This is a genomic window from Faecalibacterium prausnitzii, from assembly GCF_003287405.1.
Classification (GTDB): domain Bacteria; phylum Bacillota; class Clostridia; order Oscillospirales; family Ruminococcaceae; genus Faecalibacterium; species Faecalibacterium intestinale.
On record NZ_PRLD01000005.1, the window covers coordinates 100308 to 113655 of the forward strand.

The window sequence follows — 13348 nt, forward strand, 5'->3', positions numbered from 1 at the left end:
TTTGTTTTTGTGAAGAAACGCCTGCGGGCGTTTCTGAATCTGGCTTTCACAGAGGAGAGCGCAGGGAAAAGGACAAATATGCCATCTGCCTTTACGACCCCACCCGTGAAAAGGCAGTTCGGGAAAATCCGCAGATTTTCCCGAACTGCAAATTATAAAATATTCTTTCCGCTGAATATGCCCAGAGCGCAACGACGACGACCGCCGCCAGCGGCGGAAACAGGGAGGAGTTGTTGGGGCAGCGGCCAGCAAGACGCGAGTGCCGCCCAAGGCACGATGCGGATGCTGGGTGCCGCAACCCGATAAGCGGAGGGCATTCAAAATCATTTTTTACTGCCCCATCCCCGCCAGCTGTTCATACAGCTGCGCTGCGCCGCCGGGGTATTTTACGCTGACATAGGCGCTGTTCAGGATGCACACGCCGTCGGAGTACACCGTCAGCAGAAACTTCTGGTTTTCGGCATCGTCATAAAAGCTGACGGTGACCGACTGCACCGGGAAGGTATCGTGGGTGTAGGCAGAATAGTTCTGGTTCAGCTTTTTGCGGCAGGAGACGGTGGAAAGCAATTCTGCCGTTTGTTGGAACTCTTCGCTGTCCATGGAGAGGAGGTGATAGTCCATGTCGTTTGTGCTGCCAAAATGCGCCACTTCCTCGGTGCGGAGCGTGCCCTGCGAGCTGGCGCGTACCAGTGCTTTCAGGTCGATGGGATGGTAAAGCACCGCAAAAGCTGCCAGTGCAAACAGGATAAAAAATAAAGCGGTGCGGGGAATGTGGAAGCTTTTCATCTGCTCACCCCTCCTTTGGCGGCTCCATTTGCGCCAGATGCCGCTGAGCGATGAAGAAGCCCACGGCACTGGCGGCAAATACCACATAATAGCTGGCGATGCGGTAGAGCATCAGCACGCTCATCACCTCGCCCCGTTCCAGAAAGCTGCCGAACACCAGCAGAAAGGCGGTTTCGATGGAACCCATCCCGGCTACGTTGGGCAGGGCGTTGGAGACGAAGAGCATCAGGCTGGTGAGCAGCTGCACCTGCCAGAAGCCCAGCGGCGAAAGCCCCATGAACCGGATGCACAGGTAGGGCAGGCAGAACAGCCCGAACAGCTTGAGCGCCTGCAGGGCAAAAATTTTCAGGCAGCGGGGCTTATCTGCCAGCAGGCGGCGGCTCTCGGTGCCCAGCACCTCCAGCTGTTCCAGCCAGTCGGCGCGGCGCTGCTGCCACTTTTCGGTCTTGGGCAAAAAGCCCAGCAGCCAGCGGGCGAGGTTCTGCACCAGCGGCGAGACGCACAGCAGCACCAGCGCCACGATAATTACCGCTACCACAGCGTATGCCATGGGCAGATAGCGCATGACACCAGTGGTGTTGGCGGCAAGCCAGCGGCGCTGCAACAGCAGCATCACGGTGGCGTACAAAAGCACCGTGCTCTTGTGGAAAACGTATTCCAGCGTCATCAGTCCTGCGCCGGGGCCCAGCGGCAGCCCGACCTTGTGCAGGTAGTACAGCTGCACCGGCACCGCACCGGCACCCAGCGTGACCACGTTGCCAAAGGTGCCGCACCAGCCTACATCCAGCCCCTGCCGCAGGGTGAACTGCGGCAGACGGCTGCGCACGATGACCCACGCCACGCACCCTTCCAGCAGGGGGTAGCTGATGCCGACCGCCAGCACCGCCAGCACCTGCCACACCGACAGCTGTGCCAGCGCCGTGGTGATCTCGGCCCAGTGATCCTTAAAAGTGAACACGATGATGCAGGTAAGTGCCAGCAGCACCAGCAGAGAGATCACGGTCTTTTTGCGGGAGGGCTGCTGCGCGGCGGCTTGGCTCATGGAAACAAAACTCCTTTCATAACCGGAAATTCTGGAATCAGTATAGCACATCTCCCGCCGCCCTTTGTGAACGGAAGCGGAACTTTGTTGGGCAATTTGGGGGATTTGATAAAAAGGAAGGACCCGGCTGCGGCATGAAAAAAGGATCGCTGTACCCATAAGGTGCAGCGATCCTTTTTGTTTTTTTTTATGTACTTCTCAGTCCAGATCGGCGGCTTCCAGCACGGTGACACCTTCGTTTTCAAAGGTCTTGCGGAGAATATCGGCCAGACCCGGGTGGGGTGCCTTGTTGTGGATGCACAGGATGATCTTTCCGTTCAGGCTGGCGGCTTCCACGCCCACGGATGCGCCATCCGGCGGCACCCAGACACCAAAATCCGTGGTGTACTGTGCCAGCTCCGGGGTGGCGGGCATCAGCGGATTGCCCAGATAGCTGAGCCAGAAATCCGAAATAGTGCCACCAATGTACTCGCCCATCTGGAACACCCGCTGCTTGATGCGCAGGGGGGCTTTTTGCTGATTCACCTTGTACACCCAGCCCATCTGCTCGGTCATGCGGCGGCGCTTGGATTGCGGCTGCAAGTCCCGCTTGATGTCTGCATCTACGTCAGATATAAAATCCGCAAGGCGGGTCTGAGCTTGCAGCTGCACTGTATGCTCAAAGCTGCATACGCAGTTGTACAGCGCATTCGGCACACCAGCCACATCGCGGGTATCGGAGGAGTAGGAATACTGGATCTTCTCCTTGCCCAGATACTCCCGCATGGCCATGCACAGCAGACCCATCAGGGCGCTTACCGGCTTTGCGTTGTTTGCCAGTGCTTTTTCCACAAGGCTCTGCTTGCTCAGGCACACCCGGGTGCGGCGCAGCGTACCCTCGTAGGTCTGCACCACGTCCCGCTGGATGGCATCACTTCCGCATTCCACGGGTGGATACTCTGCCAGCATGGCATCCATATCATAGGGCGGGTCGCACACGATCTGCTGCACCGCAAAGGCAGTGCCGTAACGCAGGTTGCAGTACTGCTCCAGAATGCTGGTGAACAGGGGCGATACCCCGTGGCCGTCCAGTAGGAAGTGATGCCAGTCAAAGTAGATGGTATCCCCTTCGCAGCTGACGCAGAACAGGTAGCCGTTCGTCTGTTCCGGGATATTGCGCATGGTGCTGCCGTGGTACACAAGGCAGGGCTCAGTGTTGGGCTCCAGCCACATCTCCCGCTTTTCCTGCACCAGACGCTGGGTATAATAAGGCGCACTTGCCAAGGCCGTTGTCAGTGCCCGCTGCAAAAGGGTGAGATCCACCGCATCCCGCAGCGAGAACTGGTACCGGCACTGGACTTTTTCCCGACGGAAAAAATACATAACACCCTGAAAGTTATATTCCGTCGAGCGCTGTTGTGTTTCCATTGGTTTTACCCCACGTTTGCTGCCAGATAATCCACCAGATCACCCATGGTGACAAAGTTGCGCAGCTCCTTTTCCGGGATGCGCAGACCAAAGGTCTCCTCAAGATCTGCCACAATGGTCAGGATCTCCATAGAGGACAGATCCAGATCGTCCATCAGGACGCTGCTTTCGGTCACATCCTCCGGTGATACCTCTGCGACATCCTCCAGAATAGCCGTGATCTGAGAAATGATTTCTGCACGTTCCATCGTATTATGCTTCCTTTCTGTTGCGTTTTACTTGCGTACCAGCTTACCCGTAGCGTTGCGGGGCAGCGGCGTTTCGCTGAACTCCACCACGCCGATGCGCTTGTACAGGGGGACAGTACGGTTCATCTGGGTAACAAAGTCCCGCACGGTCTGCTGGTGCTCCTTTTCACAGTATACCACAACACCTATCTTTTTGCCCAGTTCTTTTACGATACATTCCTGTACGACGGGACATTTTTCTACCATGCCCTCCAGCTCCTCGGGGCTGATGTTCTCGCCGCTGTCCAGAATGATCAGGTTCTTCTTGCGGCCGATGATGTAGTAGTAGCCGTCCTCGTCCACTCGGGCAAGGTCGCCGGTATGCACCCAGCCGTCCTTGTCGATGACCTCTGCGGTGCCCTCCGGGTCCTTATAGTAGCCCATCATCACGCAGTCGCCGCGCATACACAGCTCTCCGTCCGGCTCGATCTTGTAGTCCATGTACTCGCTGCCCTGACCCACGGCGCCAATGTGCTTTTCGTCCTGTGCAAAGTTGATGATGCCGGCGGCGCAGGTCTCGGTAGCACCGTAGCACTGGATGACGAACATCCCGTTGTGCACCATATCCAGCAGCACCTGCGGGTCAAACATGGCAGAGGAGCCGATGGGCACCCACAGATCGCCCAGACGGTCACGGTGTCCGCGCATCACATCCTTATGCAGGGCGTTCATGATCATCGGCACCACAGACATGATCTGGCTGGGCATCTTCTGGATATCGCGGTAGAAGTCGCGGATATCGCTGCCCAGATTCAGCGGCCAGCCCATGACGGTGGTGGAGAACAGGTCGATGAAAGCACCCAGATGGAACATGGGCAGCACCATGTAGTGGCCGGGCAGGGGCTTTGTCAGATCGATCTTGTCTGCCAGCTGTGCGGAGATGGCCCACAGCACCTGACCTGCACTGAACAGGTTGCGCTCGCTCATCATAACGCCCTTGCTCAGGCCGGTGGTGCCGGAGGTGAACATCAGCACCATCAGGTCGTCGTGACCGATGGGGTGCAGCTCCGCCGCCGGCTCATAGCGGCGGAACTCGTCCATGGGATGCAGCAGACTGCCGTAGGCGGCTTCCAGCTGTGCCTTATTGCCGTAGTCCTCGCCGTCGGTCAGGATGACGGCGGGCTCAACCAGCTCCAGCTCGTGGGACATCTCTGCCCAGCTCTTGCGCTGGTTCATCGGCACCAGCACGCAGCCTGCCATGATCGCGCCGAAGGTGTTTACCACATACTCGTAGCTGTTCTTGCTCAGCAGGCAGACCTTTTTGCCCTTCGCGTCCGGGATGGTGCTCTGCAGATAGGTGACCGTCCGGCGGACATCCTGTGCCAGCTCCTTAAAAAGGACGGTGGTCACCATGTCGGTCTCCTCGGTGTAGTAACGGAAGGCCACGCGCTCGGGAAATTCCTTTTCCATGCCCTGCGTAATGGCATCGTACATCGTGCTCACGAATTTTTCCATTGTAGATTCCATCCTGTTTTGTTCTGTTTGCTTTATACTCAGCGTATCAGCTTGCCCGTAGCATTGCGGGGCAGCGGCTCTGCACTGAACTCCACCACACCGATGCGCTTATACAGCGGCAGGGTACGGTTCATCTCGGTAATATGATCCTGCACAGTCTGCTGCTTGTCCTGCGGGCAGTACACCACAGCGCCGATCTTTTTGCCCATTTCCTTCACGATGCATTCCTTCACGGCGGGGCATTTTTCCACAAGATCCTCCAGCTCCTCGGGGCTGATGTTCTCGCCGCTGTCCAGAATGATCAGGTTCTTCTTGCGGCCAGTCAGGTACATATAGCTGTCCTCTTCCAGCCGGGCGATGTCGCCGGTGTGGAACCAGCCGTCCTTGTCGATGACCTCAGCCGTGGCCTCGGGGTCCTTATAGTAGCCCAGCATGATGGGGGTGCCGCGCATACACAGCTCGCCATCGTCCAGCTTATACTCGCAGCTGTTGTCCACATGGCCCACGCTGGTCAGGTGCTTTTCCTCCTGGGAGGAGTTCCAGGCACCATCGCCGCAGGTCTCGGTCAGGCCGTACATCTGGGCAATAAAGAAGCCCTTGTCCATCAGGTCCTTGAGCATCTTGGGGTCGAACATGGCTGCGCCGCAGGTCAGGACGCACAGGCCATTCAGACGGTCGCGGCGGCCCTTCATCACATCCTTATACAGGCTCTTCAGCAGCACCGGCACCACAGCCATCACCTCGCTGTGCATCGCGCCGATATCGCGGTAGAAATACTTGAGGTCGTTGCACAGGTTGATGCAGTGGCCGGTAATGCTCCAGGATACTAGGCTGGTCATGGCCGAGATGTGGAACATGGGCAGCGCGGACAGCGAGCAGAACTTATCGGTGTCCCAGCCGGTCGCCTTGCGCACATCATCAAACGGATTCAGGAAGGCGGGCATGGCCGCAAACAGGTTCTTCTGGCTCAGCATAACGCCCTTGCTGCGGCCGGTGGTGCCGGAGGTAAACATGATAAAGGCCATCGCGGCAAGATCTTCCACTTCCTTTACATCCTGTGCGGGGGCAAAGGCGGTAAAGGCATCCATCGGCTCCAGCTTTGCACTGTAGGCATCCGCCAGGGCAGGCTCCCACTGCAGATACTCACCGTCCTGCAGCACACAGACCGGCTCCACCAGATCCAGCTCGTACTGGATCTCGTCCCAGTTCTTGCCCATATTCAGCGGCACTGCCACACCGCCCGCCAGCACGGTGCCGTACATACAGATGACGTAGTGGTAACTGTTGCGGGCCAGGATCGCGACCCGCTGCCCCTTGACATCCCCTGCCTTACTGCGCAGGAAGCTGACGAACCTGCGCAGATCCTGGGCATACTGGCGGTAGTACACCTCCGTTACGCCCTGTTTTGTCTCGTCATAATACCGGATCGCCACGTGGTCCGCATAGATCGTTTCCATATTACAAAGTGACTGATACAGCGATGTGACCATAATTTTAACCTCCCGGAGCATTTTGTCCTGCCCAGCGTCCGGCTCCGTCCTTCGGGGCGCAGCCCGGGCGCTCAACTGTGCCCAGTATACAATATTTTCCAGCGCAATGCAATACTTCTGCAACATTTAATTTCTTATCTTGACAAGTTTTTGTTGCGTATCTTTTGGCGCAGTCTGGCCAAATTCTACCTTTCGTTGCAATCCGCCGGTTCCTGTGCTACAATTTTTAGCGCAAAATACCAGTTCCGGTATGGCGCGGACTGCAAAACAAAATTGACAGTCTCCCCAAAAAGCATTATACTAGCCATATATCATAGCAATGCTGCATAAAAACTGATCATTTGCGCCGTATCCGGCTTTTTCTCGAGGGGGGTATCTGCCCGGCGCAGGGAAGGAATCTTTCATGGAAACAACCAAGCCCCGCACTGTCAGCTCCATCGGGATGTTTGATATGCTCAAGGGCGCAGGGATGCTGTCCATCGTGCTGGGGCATACCGTAGAGCTTTATCCGCTCCAGCTGTCGAACGGCCTGTCACTGACCGCCTTTTTTTGCTTTATCTACCGCGAAACGCTGATGGCAGCCTTTTTTATTGCCAGCGGCTACGGCTTCCGCAAGCGCTCTATCCACAAATGCATCCACCAGCAGCTCAAAAGTCTGCTCAAGCCCTTTTGCTATACTGCGGTGTTCACCACAGTGCTGCATTTTATCATTCATTATAAGACCTTTCACTACCTGCCCGGCTCGCTGACCGAGAGCATCAAGGTGGCGGGCGGCTTTCTGCTGGGTCTGCCCCATACGGCCACCTACTTTGGGCAGGAGTTCTTTTCCTGCGGGCCCATGTGGTATCTGCTGGCGCTGCTGGTGGGCTGGATCCTGCTGGACGTCATCCTGAACATCTTCCCGGAGCGGTACGTTTCGTGGGTAGTGGGCGGTGCCGCCCTGCTGGGCTGGGGCACCAGCCTTGCGTGGGAGCTGCCTTTCTGCCTGATTCAGGGCGCGGTGATCACGCCGTATTTGTACATCGGCTACCTTGCCAAGCGGCAGCACTGGCTGGATCAGCCCTTGTCCCGCCGGATGTCCTGCATCCTGTGGGCAGCTGTTCTGCTGATCCCGGTGGCTGCCTTTGCCACCGGCAGCACCGACTGCGTTTCCATGGCAGAGTGGACCTTAGGCCCCATCAGCATCCTGCTGGACGGCCTTGCCGGCCTGCTGTTCGTCCGGCTGTTTCTGCGGCTGAACCGGCACCGGAACGCGCTGGTGAGCTTTTTTGAGGCCGTCGGACGCCGCTCTTTGTATATCTTCTGTATACATACCGTGGAGCTTACCGCCATTCCGTGGTATCTGCTTGCGGCAAAATACGCCGACCGCCCGTTTGTGGGCATCGGGCTGGAATATGCCTTTTCTTTGGGCTCCATCTGGCTGGTCTGTGCCCTGCTGCAGCGGCGGCGGGAGCTGATCATCCGGCTGTTCCCCGCCCGGCGGCACACCCCGCAGGTGCACTACACTGCGCGGCACTGATCTTTCGGAAGCTGCTTGCAATGCTTATGCAAACGGCTTTTCAGCACATTGCGGCTGCGGCGGCGCAGCTGAGCTTATAGGATAAGGAAGAGGAGGATCCCGTTATGAACCATGAACTCCCCGCGACCCCTGCTGCCCTGCAGGCGCATATTGCAGAGCTGGAGCAGCAGCTCAGGCTCTCGGACGAGGGTGTTTCCCAGCTGGCACAGCGGTGTCTGGAGCTGGAGCAGCAGCTGCTGGTCTGCCAGACCGAGCTTGCCAAGCACAGCACGGAGACGGATAACTTTACCCTCACCCTGCCGCAGCTGTTCTACGACACCGGCAGCGGCTTTTCGCCCCGGGAATGCCTGATCGCAGCCGAGGACGCCCACAACGAGCTGACCCATGAGGTGTCGGTCACCTTTGTTCTGCCGGAGGACGCCCGCGCTGTCCGGCTGGATCCCGGCGAGCTGGCCTGCTGCATCACCGATCTTGCCATTTCGGACGAGCGCATCAGCTTTCAGTCGGTCAACGGCCTTATGCTGCAGGAGGACTGCCTGCTGTTTTTGGATGTGGACCCGAACCTTTCGCTGCATTGCACCACCGGCTTTAGCGCCGGCATGAAGTTTGCGGTAAACTACCACTACTACCCGCTGGGGCGTTTTCTGCACGAGCAGCCCGGCAAATCTCTGCTGCGGGCACTGAACGAGCTGAAGCTGAAGAATGCTGCCGCCGCGCAGGAGGCTGATGAGATGCTGCAGGCCAGCCGCGCCGAATGTATGCGGCTGAACCAGCAGCTGCTGACTTTGCAGGGCATCCAGCACGAATATCAGGTCTCGCTGGAAACGATACGCGCCAGCAGCAGCTGGCGGCTGACCGCTCCGCTGCGCAGACTGCTGACCCTGCTGCGCGGCCACTGAGCCCGCCCGATATTCTGCCCGGAGGAGTTGGATCGATGTACACCAGTTACAGTACCCTGCAGCGCAAGCAATTGTCCAAGCAGGCCTATACCGATACCCAGAGCACCTATCTTCTGGTCTATGCGCCGGGGCGTCACAAGGCGCTGGAAACGGCGCTGCAAAACCAGCTGCACCGCAAGTTCCGTCTGGTGACTGCGCTGGAGGGCGAGCTGACCCCCGATGTGGCAGGGGTGCTGCTGGTGAGCGAGGATGTGGAATGCATCCCTACCGCCCTGACCTATTTTGCCGCTGCCCTGCGGGAGGGTGCAGACCTTGCAGTCTGCGATGCCTCCTTTGGCTTTGACGGCTCTACCGCCCTGTACCTGAGCACCCGGCACCTGCCCGGCAGCAGCTGCGCCATGGTGTCCCGGGCACTGCTGGACAAGGTGCGCGCCGCCGCCCGGGGCAGGGACAGCGTTACCGAGCTGCTGCGCCTGTCCCACGCCATGGCGCAGCACAGCTGCTGCATCCCGCAGGCGCTGCTGCACTTCCGCCGGGAGCTGTGCGCCGAGGACGTATTCTCCGCCAAGGGACGCCGCGCGCTGATCCTGAGCCACGAGCTGACCATGACCGGCGCGCCCATCGTGCTGGTAAGCGCCGTGCCGGTGCTGCGCAGCCTTGGCTTTGAGGTAGTAGTGCTGGGCCCTGCGGACGAGGGCCCGCTGCAGCTGTTTCTGGACGCCGGTGCCGCCGTGGTCACCCGCCCGGACTGCGTTACTTCCAGCGCCCTGTGGGGGCTGGCCACCAGCGCAGACCTTGTGCTGGCCAACACGGTGGTGGAAGCGCCGGTGGTGAACACCCTGAACGGCTCCTTTGTGCCGGTGCTGTGGTGGCTGCACGATGCCTTTGCGGGCTACCCCTTCATCTCTCACAGCATCCCCAAGGCGCTGGGCAAAAATATCCATGTCTGCGCCGTAGGCTCCCACGCCACCGCCGCCATGCACTCCGTCCGGCCGGATTTTGAAATCGAGCAGCTGATCTACGGTCTGCCGGACTACGCCGCCGAGCAGTTCCCCCGCTATGACATCAGCTTTGCCGGGGGACGCACCCTCTTTGTAACGGTCGGCTCGCTGGAGCCCCGCAAGGGCCCGGATATCTTCTGCAATGCCATCCGGCTGCTGCCCTCTGCGGTGCGGGAAAAAGCCGCCTTCCTCTTTGTGGGCAAAGCCGCCGACAAGGGGATGTACAACGCCGTGGACAGTCTGGTGCGGGATTACCCACAGACGGTGTTCTACCGCAAGCGGCTGGAGCGCCCGGAGGTGAAATCCCTGATGGAGCAGTGCAATTGCGTGGTGTGCGCTTCCCGCGATGATCCCATGCCTACCTTTGTCACCGAGGGTCTGATCTTCGGCAAGCCCTCCATCGTATCAGAGCACACCGGCACGGCGGGACTTGTGACCGAGGGCGTGGACGGCTTTTTGTACAAGGACGACGACCCGCAGCAGCTGGCCGACAAGCTGGCTTGGGCGATCGAGCACCCGGAGATGCTGGCTGCCATGCACGATGACTGCCGCCGGCTGTATGAGCAGCAGTTCTCCAACGAGTCCTATGTAGCCACCCTGACAAGGCTTGTAAAAGAGCTGACGGACGGCGAATGAGATAGCAAAAACAAAAGACCGGAGCTGTAAAGCCCTTTCAGGGCTTGATACAGCTCCGGTCTTTTTGCCGGGTCTTGTGCGCCCCTTTGTGTTAAGGTGTATCTGAAAACAAAGAAAATGACGAATATTTCGCAAACACAAGCGGGATTTAAGGCAAATAGCCGCAGGAATCCTTTGTGGATTTCAAGGCTATTTAACGCAAAATCCAGCTGTGCTTGTAGAAATAGACTAAATTTTCGACTTTTCAGATACACCCTAAGCAGCGGGGGAGGTGCAGGCTCAGTTCTGCTTGCCGGTTTCGGCCTTCATGGCGTTGTAGCCGATGAGCACGGTCCAGACGTAGGCGCAGGTCTTGGGAATCATCAGCATCCCGATCAGGGGGTTGACGTCTGCCCACAGTACCACGGGGATATAGAAGCCGAAGCTCAGCACGATGGTCAGCCACATCCAGCGGAAAGCCTTATCGTTGTTCTGTTTGGCGCTGCGGTAGAACAGCACGATGATCAGCAGACCCAGCAGGGCAAAGGGTACATTGCGCAGGATGCCCCATGCCAGCGGGGTGTGGTTGGTGAGCCACTGGTTCTGCGGCATCATGCACAGCACGATGCGCACAGCGGACAGGGCGTACACAGCGGCGGTCACGTTCTTCTGCCCTTCGATCTGGTAGCGCTTGCGCCAGACGTAGTACAGCAGCACATAGAACACGGTCATGGTCACAGAGGTGATCCACTTGCCCAGACCCAGCGGCACAGCGTAGTTTTCCAGACCGGTGGTGCACAGTGCCAGTGCGCGGGGCACCAGATGGAAAGAGTCGCCCGCGCCCAGCACAACGGCCATCAGGCCGAACAGGCGGAACTGGGTGCCAGCCTTGCTGCCGCGGATCATGCGGATGCCCACCGTAAGCACGGTGACCAGATAGAAGATGTCGAAAACGGTTTCAATGATTGCTCGCATACGTTTGTCCCCTTTGTTTGTTTTAGATCGCAGGTTTTGTTTTTGATTTTTATAGCGAACCGGCGCGGCAGAGCCGTACCGGAAGCATCGTAGGGAAAAGGGCTGGTGATAGTATGTTTCGAGGGGTGCAAAAACCAAATTGAACAGTGTTCACATTCGGACTTAAAAAACTCCCACAAGACTTGTGGGATGTTTTTTTGTTTAATAAATGGTTCTGCGCACGATCTCCAGCACTGCAGAGGGGTCGAAGCTCTGCTGCACCACCGCAGACAGCATCAGGGAGAACAGGATGCCCGCAAACTGCTCCGGGGTGAACTGCTCGGTAAAGGCGTCAGGACGGATCTTGGCATCGTGGCGCAGCACGCTGCACAAAGCGTCCAGAATGTGCTGCCATGTCTGCCGCATCTGCTGCTTGCCGCCGGCAGTGTCCTGCTGCACAAAGCCCAGCGCGTGGTGGGTGAAGAAGCCGGGATACTGCTGGCAGCCGTATTCCATCTGCCGGTACATCCACTGGATGCAGGACAGGGTGTCCTGAAACACGGCTTCGTCCTCCGGGTGGTGGAAGATGTCGTTCCAGATGCTTTCCACTGCCGCGCTTACCAGCTCGGTCTTGGAGCCGAAGTAGTTGTAGATGCAGCCCACGGAGACCCCGCAGGCTGCGGCGACCGCACGGATGTTGACCGCTGCCCAGCCGTTCTGCTGGATCAGCTCCCGGCTGGTTTTCAGGATGTCCGCTTTGGACGTTGCCATTGGATTCGTAAGCTCACCTCCCAACATGAACGCTGTTCACGATGCATAGTATACAGCGGCGGCTGGCGGCTGTCAAGGGGAAAATAAAATTATCTGCGCCGTTATCCCGCAGCCACATAGGGAAAAAACAGCCGGAATGTCAACGATATGATTCAAGTTTACATCTCCTAAAATGTGCCAAATTCATGTCAAAATAGTAACAATTCTTATTTTATCGTTGATTTTTGACGAAAAAAGCTTGCTTTTTTCGTCAACGTGCGTATAATGGAAGAATATCAGCCCAACCAAGGCAGTTGGTATGCTGCCGGGGGCCTGACACCAACAAAAGACGAAAAAGGAGATAATCCCTATGAAGCTCAAGACTGTTGCAATTGCCGCTGCCGCTCTGGCACTGGCTGTTGGCATGACCGCCTGCGGCGGCTCTGCCTCTACCGCTGCATCCTCTACCGCATCCTCTGCTGCTGCCTCTTCCGAGGCTGCTTCCTCCGAGGCTGCTTCCTCTGAGGCTGAGGCTGCTTCTGCCGAGTACACCGTGTACAACACCACCGGCAGCAAGGTGACCGAGCTGTACCTGTACGATGCAGGCTCTGAGGACAAGGGCGAGAACCTGGCAGGCGAGGGTCTGGCTGACGGCGAGAGCCTCGTCATCACCCGCGATGTCGAGGCTGACAAGCAGGCTGACGTTGTTTACGTTCTGGAGTTCACCACCGAGGACGGCAATACCCAGAGCTTTGACACCCTGCACTACGAGGTGGCTCCCATCTCTCTGAAGAGCGTGGACGCCGCTGCCGGTGCTACCGCCATCGCTTTCGAAGCTCCCCAGAAGTAAGAGCATCCCCTTACATTTGTAAGCAGAAAAAAGGCTGCTGCACCGTGCGTGCAGCAGCCTTTTTTGGCAGAGTGGACGATTTGGAATGCGCTCCGCGATGCTCTGCGCATCAATAGCGGAATTTTATTTTTATTTGTAAATCGGGAAAATCTGCGGATTTTCCCGATTTACTTTTTCACGGGGAGGGACGCAGCGGCTGACAGGTAGTTTCCCTTTACGACCCCTCCTGTGAAAATGGGATAGCGGAACGCCCGCAGGCGTTCCGCTATCCCGAAATTTAAAATAATTTTTCC

The 13348-nt window shown here is 57.9% G+C and carries 12 protein-coding genes; 4 read left to right on the forward strand and 8 right to left on the reverse strand.

The window, feature by feature from the left end; translation table 11 throughout:
- Positions 1 to 330: 330 nt before the first annotated feature.
- The 6 genes from C4N24_RS06660 to C4N24_RS06685 form a co-directional block, all read right to left on the reverse strand.
- On the reverse strand, positions 331 to 786 hold the full coding sequence (locus C4N24_RS06660; RefSeq protein WP_112090793.1) for a hypothetical protein: 456 nt from the start codon (positions 784 to 786) through the stop codon (positions 331 to 333).
- A 4-nt stretch (positions 787 to 790) separates the two neighbouring features.
- Positions 791 to 1828: a lysylphosphatidylglycerol synthase transmembrane domain-containing protein gene (locus C4N24_RS06665; protein ID WP_112090794.1), complete on the reverse strand. Its 1038-nt coding sequence runs from the start codon at positions 1826 to 1828 to the stop codon at positions 791 to 793.
- A gap of 198 nt (positions 1829 to 2026) precedes the next feature.
- The gene (locus tag C4N24_RS06670) at positions 2027 to 3190 is read right to left on the reverse strand and encodes a hypothetical protein (RefSeq protein WP_242983207.1); all 1164 of its coding nucleotides are present in this window, start codon (positions 3188 to 3190) and stop codon (positions 2027 to 2029) included.
- Positions 3191 to 3240: 50 nt separating this feature from the next.
- Entirely contained in the window at positions 3241 to 3483 is a 243-nt protein-coding gene (locus C4N24_RS06675) for an acyl carrier protein (protein WP_005922973.1), read from the reverse strand.
- Between the two features lie 27 nt (positions 3484 to 3510).
- Entirely contained in the window at positions 3511 to 4977 is a 1467-nt protein-coding gene (locus C4N24_RS06680) for a class I adenylate-forming enzyme family protein (RefSeq protein ID WP_112090796.1), read from the reverse strand.
- 38 nt (positions 4978 to 5015) lie between these two features.
- Positions 5016 to 6467 (reverse strand): class I adenylate-forming enzyme family protein, encoded by a 1452-nt coding sequence (locus tag C4N24_RS06685; protein WP_242983208.1) that lies wholly within the window; start codon positions 6465 to 6467, stop codon positions 5016 to 5018.
- Positions 6468 to 6870: 403 nt separating this feature from the next.
- Between C4N24_RS06685 and C4N24_RS06690 the strand changes: the two genes are divergently transcribed.
- The 3 genes from C4N24_RS06690 (at position 6871) to C4N24_RS06700 (ending at position 10522) form a co-directional block, all read left to right on the forward strand.
- Entirely contained in the window at positions 6871 to 7986 is a 1116-nt protein-coding gene (locus tag C4N24_RS06690; protein ID WP_112090797.1) for an acyltransferase family protein, read from the forward strand.
- A gap of 104 nt (positions 7987 to 8090) precedes the next feature.
- Positions 8091 to 8885: a hypothetical protein gene (locus C4N24_RS06695; protein ID WP_112090798.1), complete on the forward strand. Its 795-nt coding sequence runs from the start codon at positions 8091 to 8093 to the stop codon at positions 8883 to 8885.
- Between the two features lie 35 nt (positions 8886 to 8920).
- Entirely contained in the window at positions 8921 to 10522 is a 1602-nt protein-coding gene (locus C4N24_RS06700; RefSeq protein ID WP_112090799.1) for a glycosyltransferase family 4 protein, read from the forward strand.
- A 279-nt stretch (positions 10523 to 10801) separates the two neighbouring features.
- Here the strand turns inward: C4N24_RS06700 and C4N24_RS06705 are convergent, their stop codons facing one another.
- Together C4N24_RS06705 and C4N24_RS06710 are read right to left on the reverse strand one after the other, a co-directional pair.
- Positions 10802 to 11476, reverse strand: a complete 675-nt coding sequence (locus tag C4N24_RS06705) for a hypothetical protein (RefSeq protein WP_112090800.1) — start codon at positions 11474 to 11476, stop codon at positions 10802 to 10804.
- Between the two features lie 201 nt (positions 11477 to 11677).
- Positions 11678 to 12226, reverse strand: a complete 549-nt coding sequence (locus C4N24_RS06710; protein WP_112090801.1) for a TetR/AcrR family transcriptional regulator — start codon at positions 12224 to 12226, stop codon at positions 11678 to 11680.
- A 349-nt stretch (positions 12227 to 12575) separates the two neighbouring features.
- Between C4N24_RS06710 and C4N24_RS06715 the strand changes: the two genes are divergently transcribed.
- A complete protein-coding gene (locus tag C4N24_RS06715) occupies positions 12576 to 13055 on the forward strand; it encodes a cytochrome C (RefSeq protein WP_112090802.1) in 480 nt (159 codons plus the stop codon).
- Positions 13056 to 13348 lie beyond the last annotated feature (293 nt).

Bases quoted from the DNA above. Each gene is read 5' to 3' on its own strand.
- C4N24_RS06695 (WP_112090798.1), top strand. From the start codon at position 8,091: ATGAACCATGAACTCCCCGCGACCCCTGCTGCCCTGCAGGCGCATATT.
- C4N24_RS06710 (WP_112090801.1), bottom strand. From the start codon at position 12,226: ATGGCAACGTCCAAAGCGGACATCCTGAAAACCAGCCGGGAGCTGATC.
- C4N24_RS06670 (WP_242983207.1), bottom strand. From the start codon at position 3,190: ATGTATTTTTTCCGTCGGGAAAAAGTCCAGTGCCGGTACCAGTTCTCG.
- C4N24_RS06665 (WP_112090794.1), bottom strand. From the start codon at position 1,828: ATGAGCCAAGCCGCCGCGCAGCAGCCCTCCCGCAAAAAGACCGTGATC.
- C4N24_RS06715 (WP_112090802.1), top strand. From the start codon at position 12,576: ATGAAGCTCAAGACTGTTGCAATTGCCGCTGCCGCTCTGGCACTGGCT.
- C4N24_RS06705 (WP_112090800.1), bottom strand. From the start codon at position 11,476: ATGCGAGCAATCATTGAAACCGTTTTCGACATCTTCTATCTGGTCACC.
- C4N24_RS06685 (WP_242983208.1), bottom strand. From the start codon at position 6,467: ATGGTCACATCGCTGTATCAGTCACTTTGTAATATGGAAACGATCTAT.
- C4N24_RS06660 (WP_112090793.1), bottom strand. From the start codon at position 786: ATGAAAAGCTTCCACATTCCCCGCACCGCTTTATTTTTTATCCTGTTT.
- C4N24_RS06690 (WP_112090797.1), top strand. From the start codon at position 6,871: ATGGAAACAACCAAGCCCCGCACTGTCAGCTCCATCGGGATGTTTGAT.
- C4N24_RS06700 (WP_112090799.1), top strand. From the start codon at position 8,921: ATGTACACCAGTTACAGTACCCTGCAGCGCAAGCAATTGTCCAAGCAG.
- C4N24_RS06680 (WP_112090796.1), bottom strand. From the start codon at position 4,977: ATGGAAAAATTCGTGAGCACGATGTACGATGCCATTACGCAGGGCATG.
- C4N24_RS06675 (WP_005922973.1), bottom strand. From the start codon at position 3,483: ATGGAACGTGCAGAAATCATTTCTCAGATCACGGCTATTCTGGAGGAT.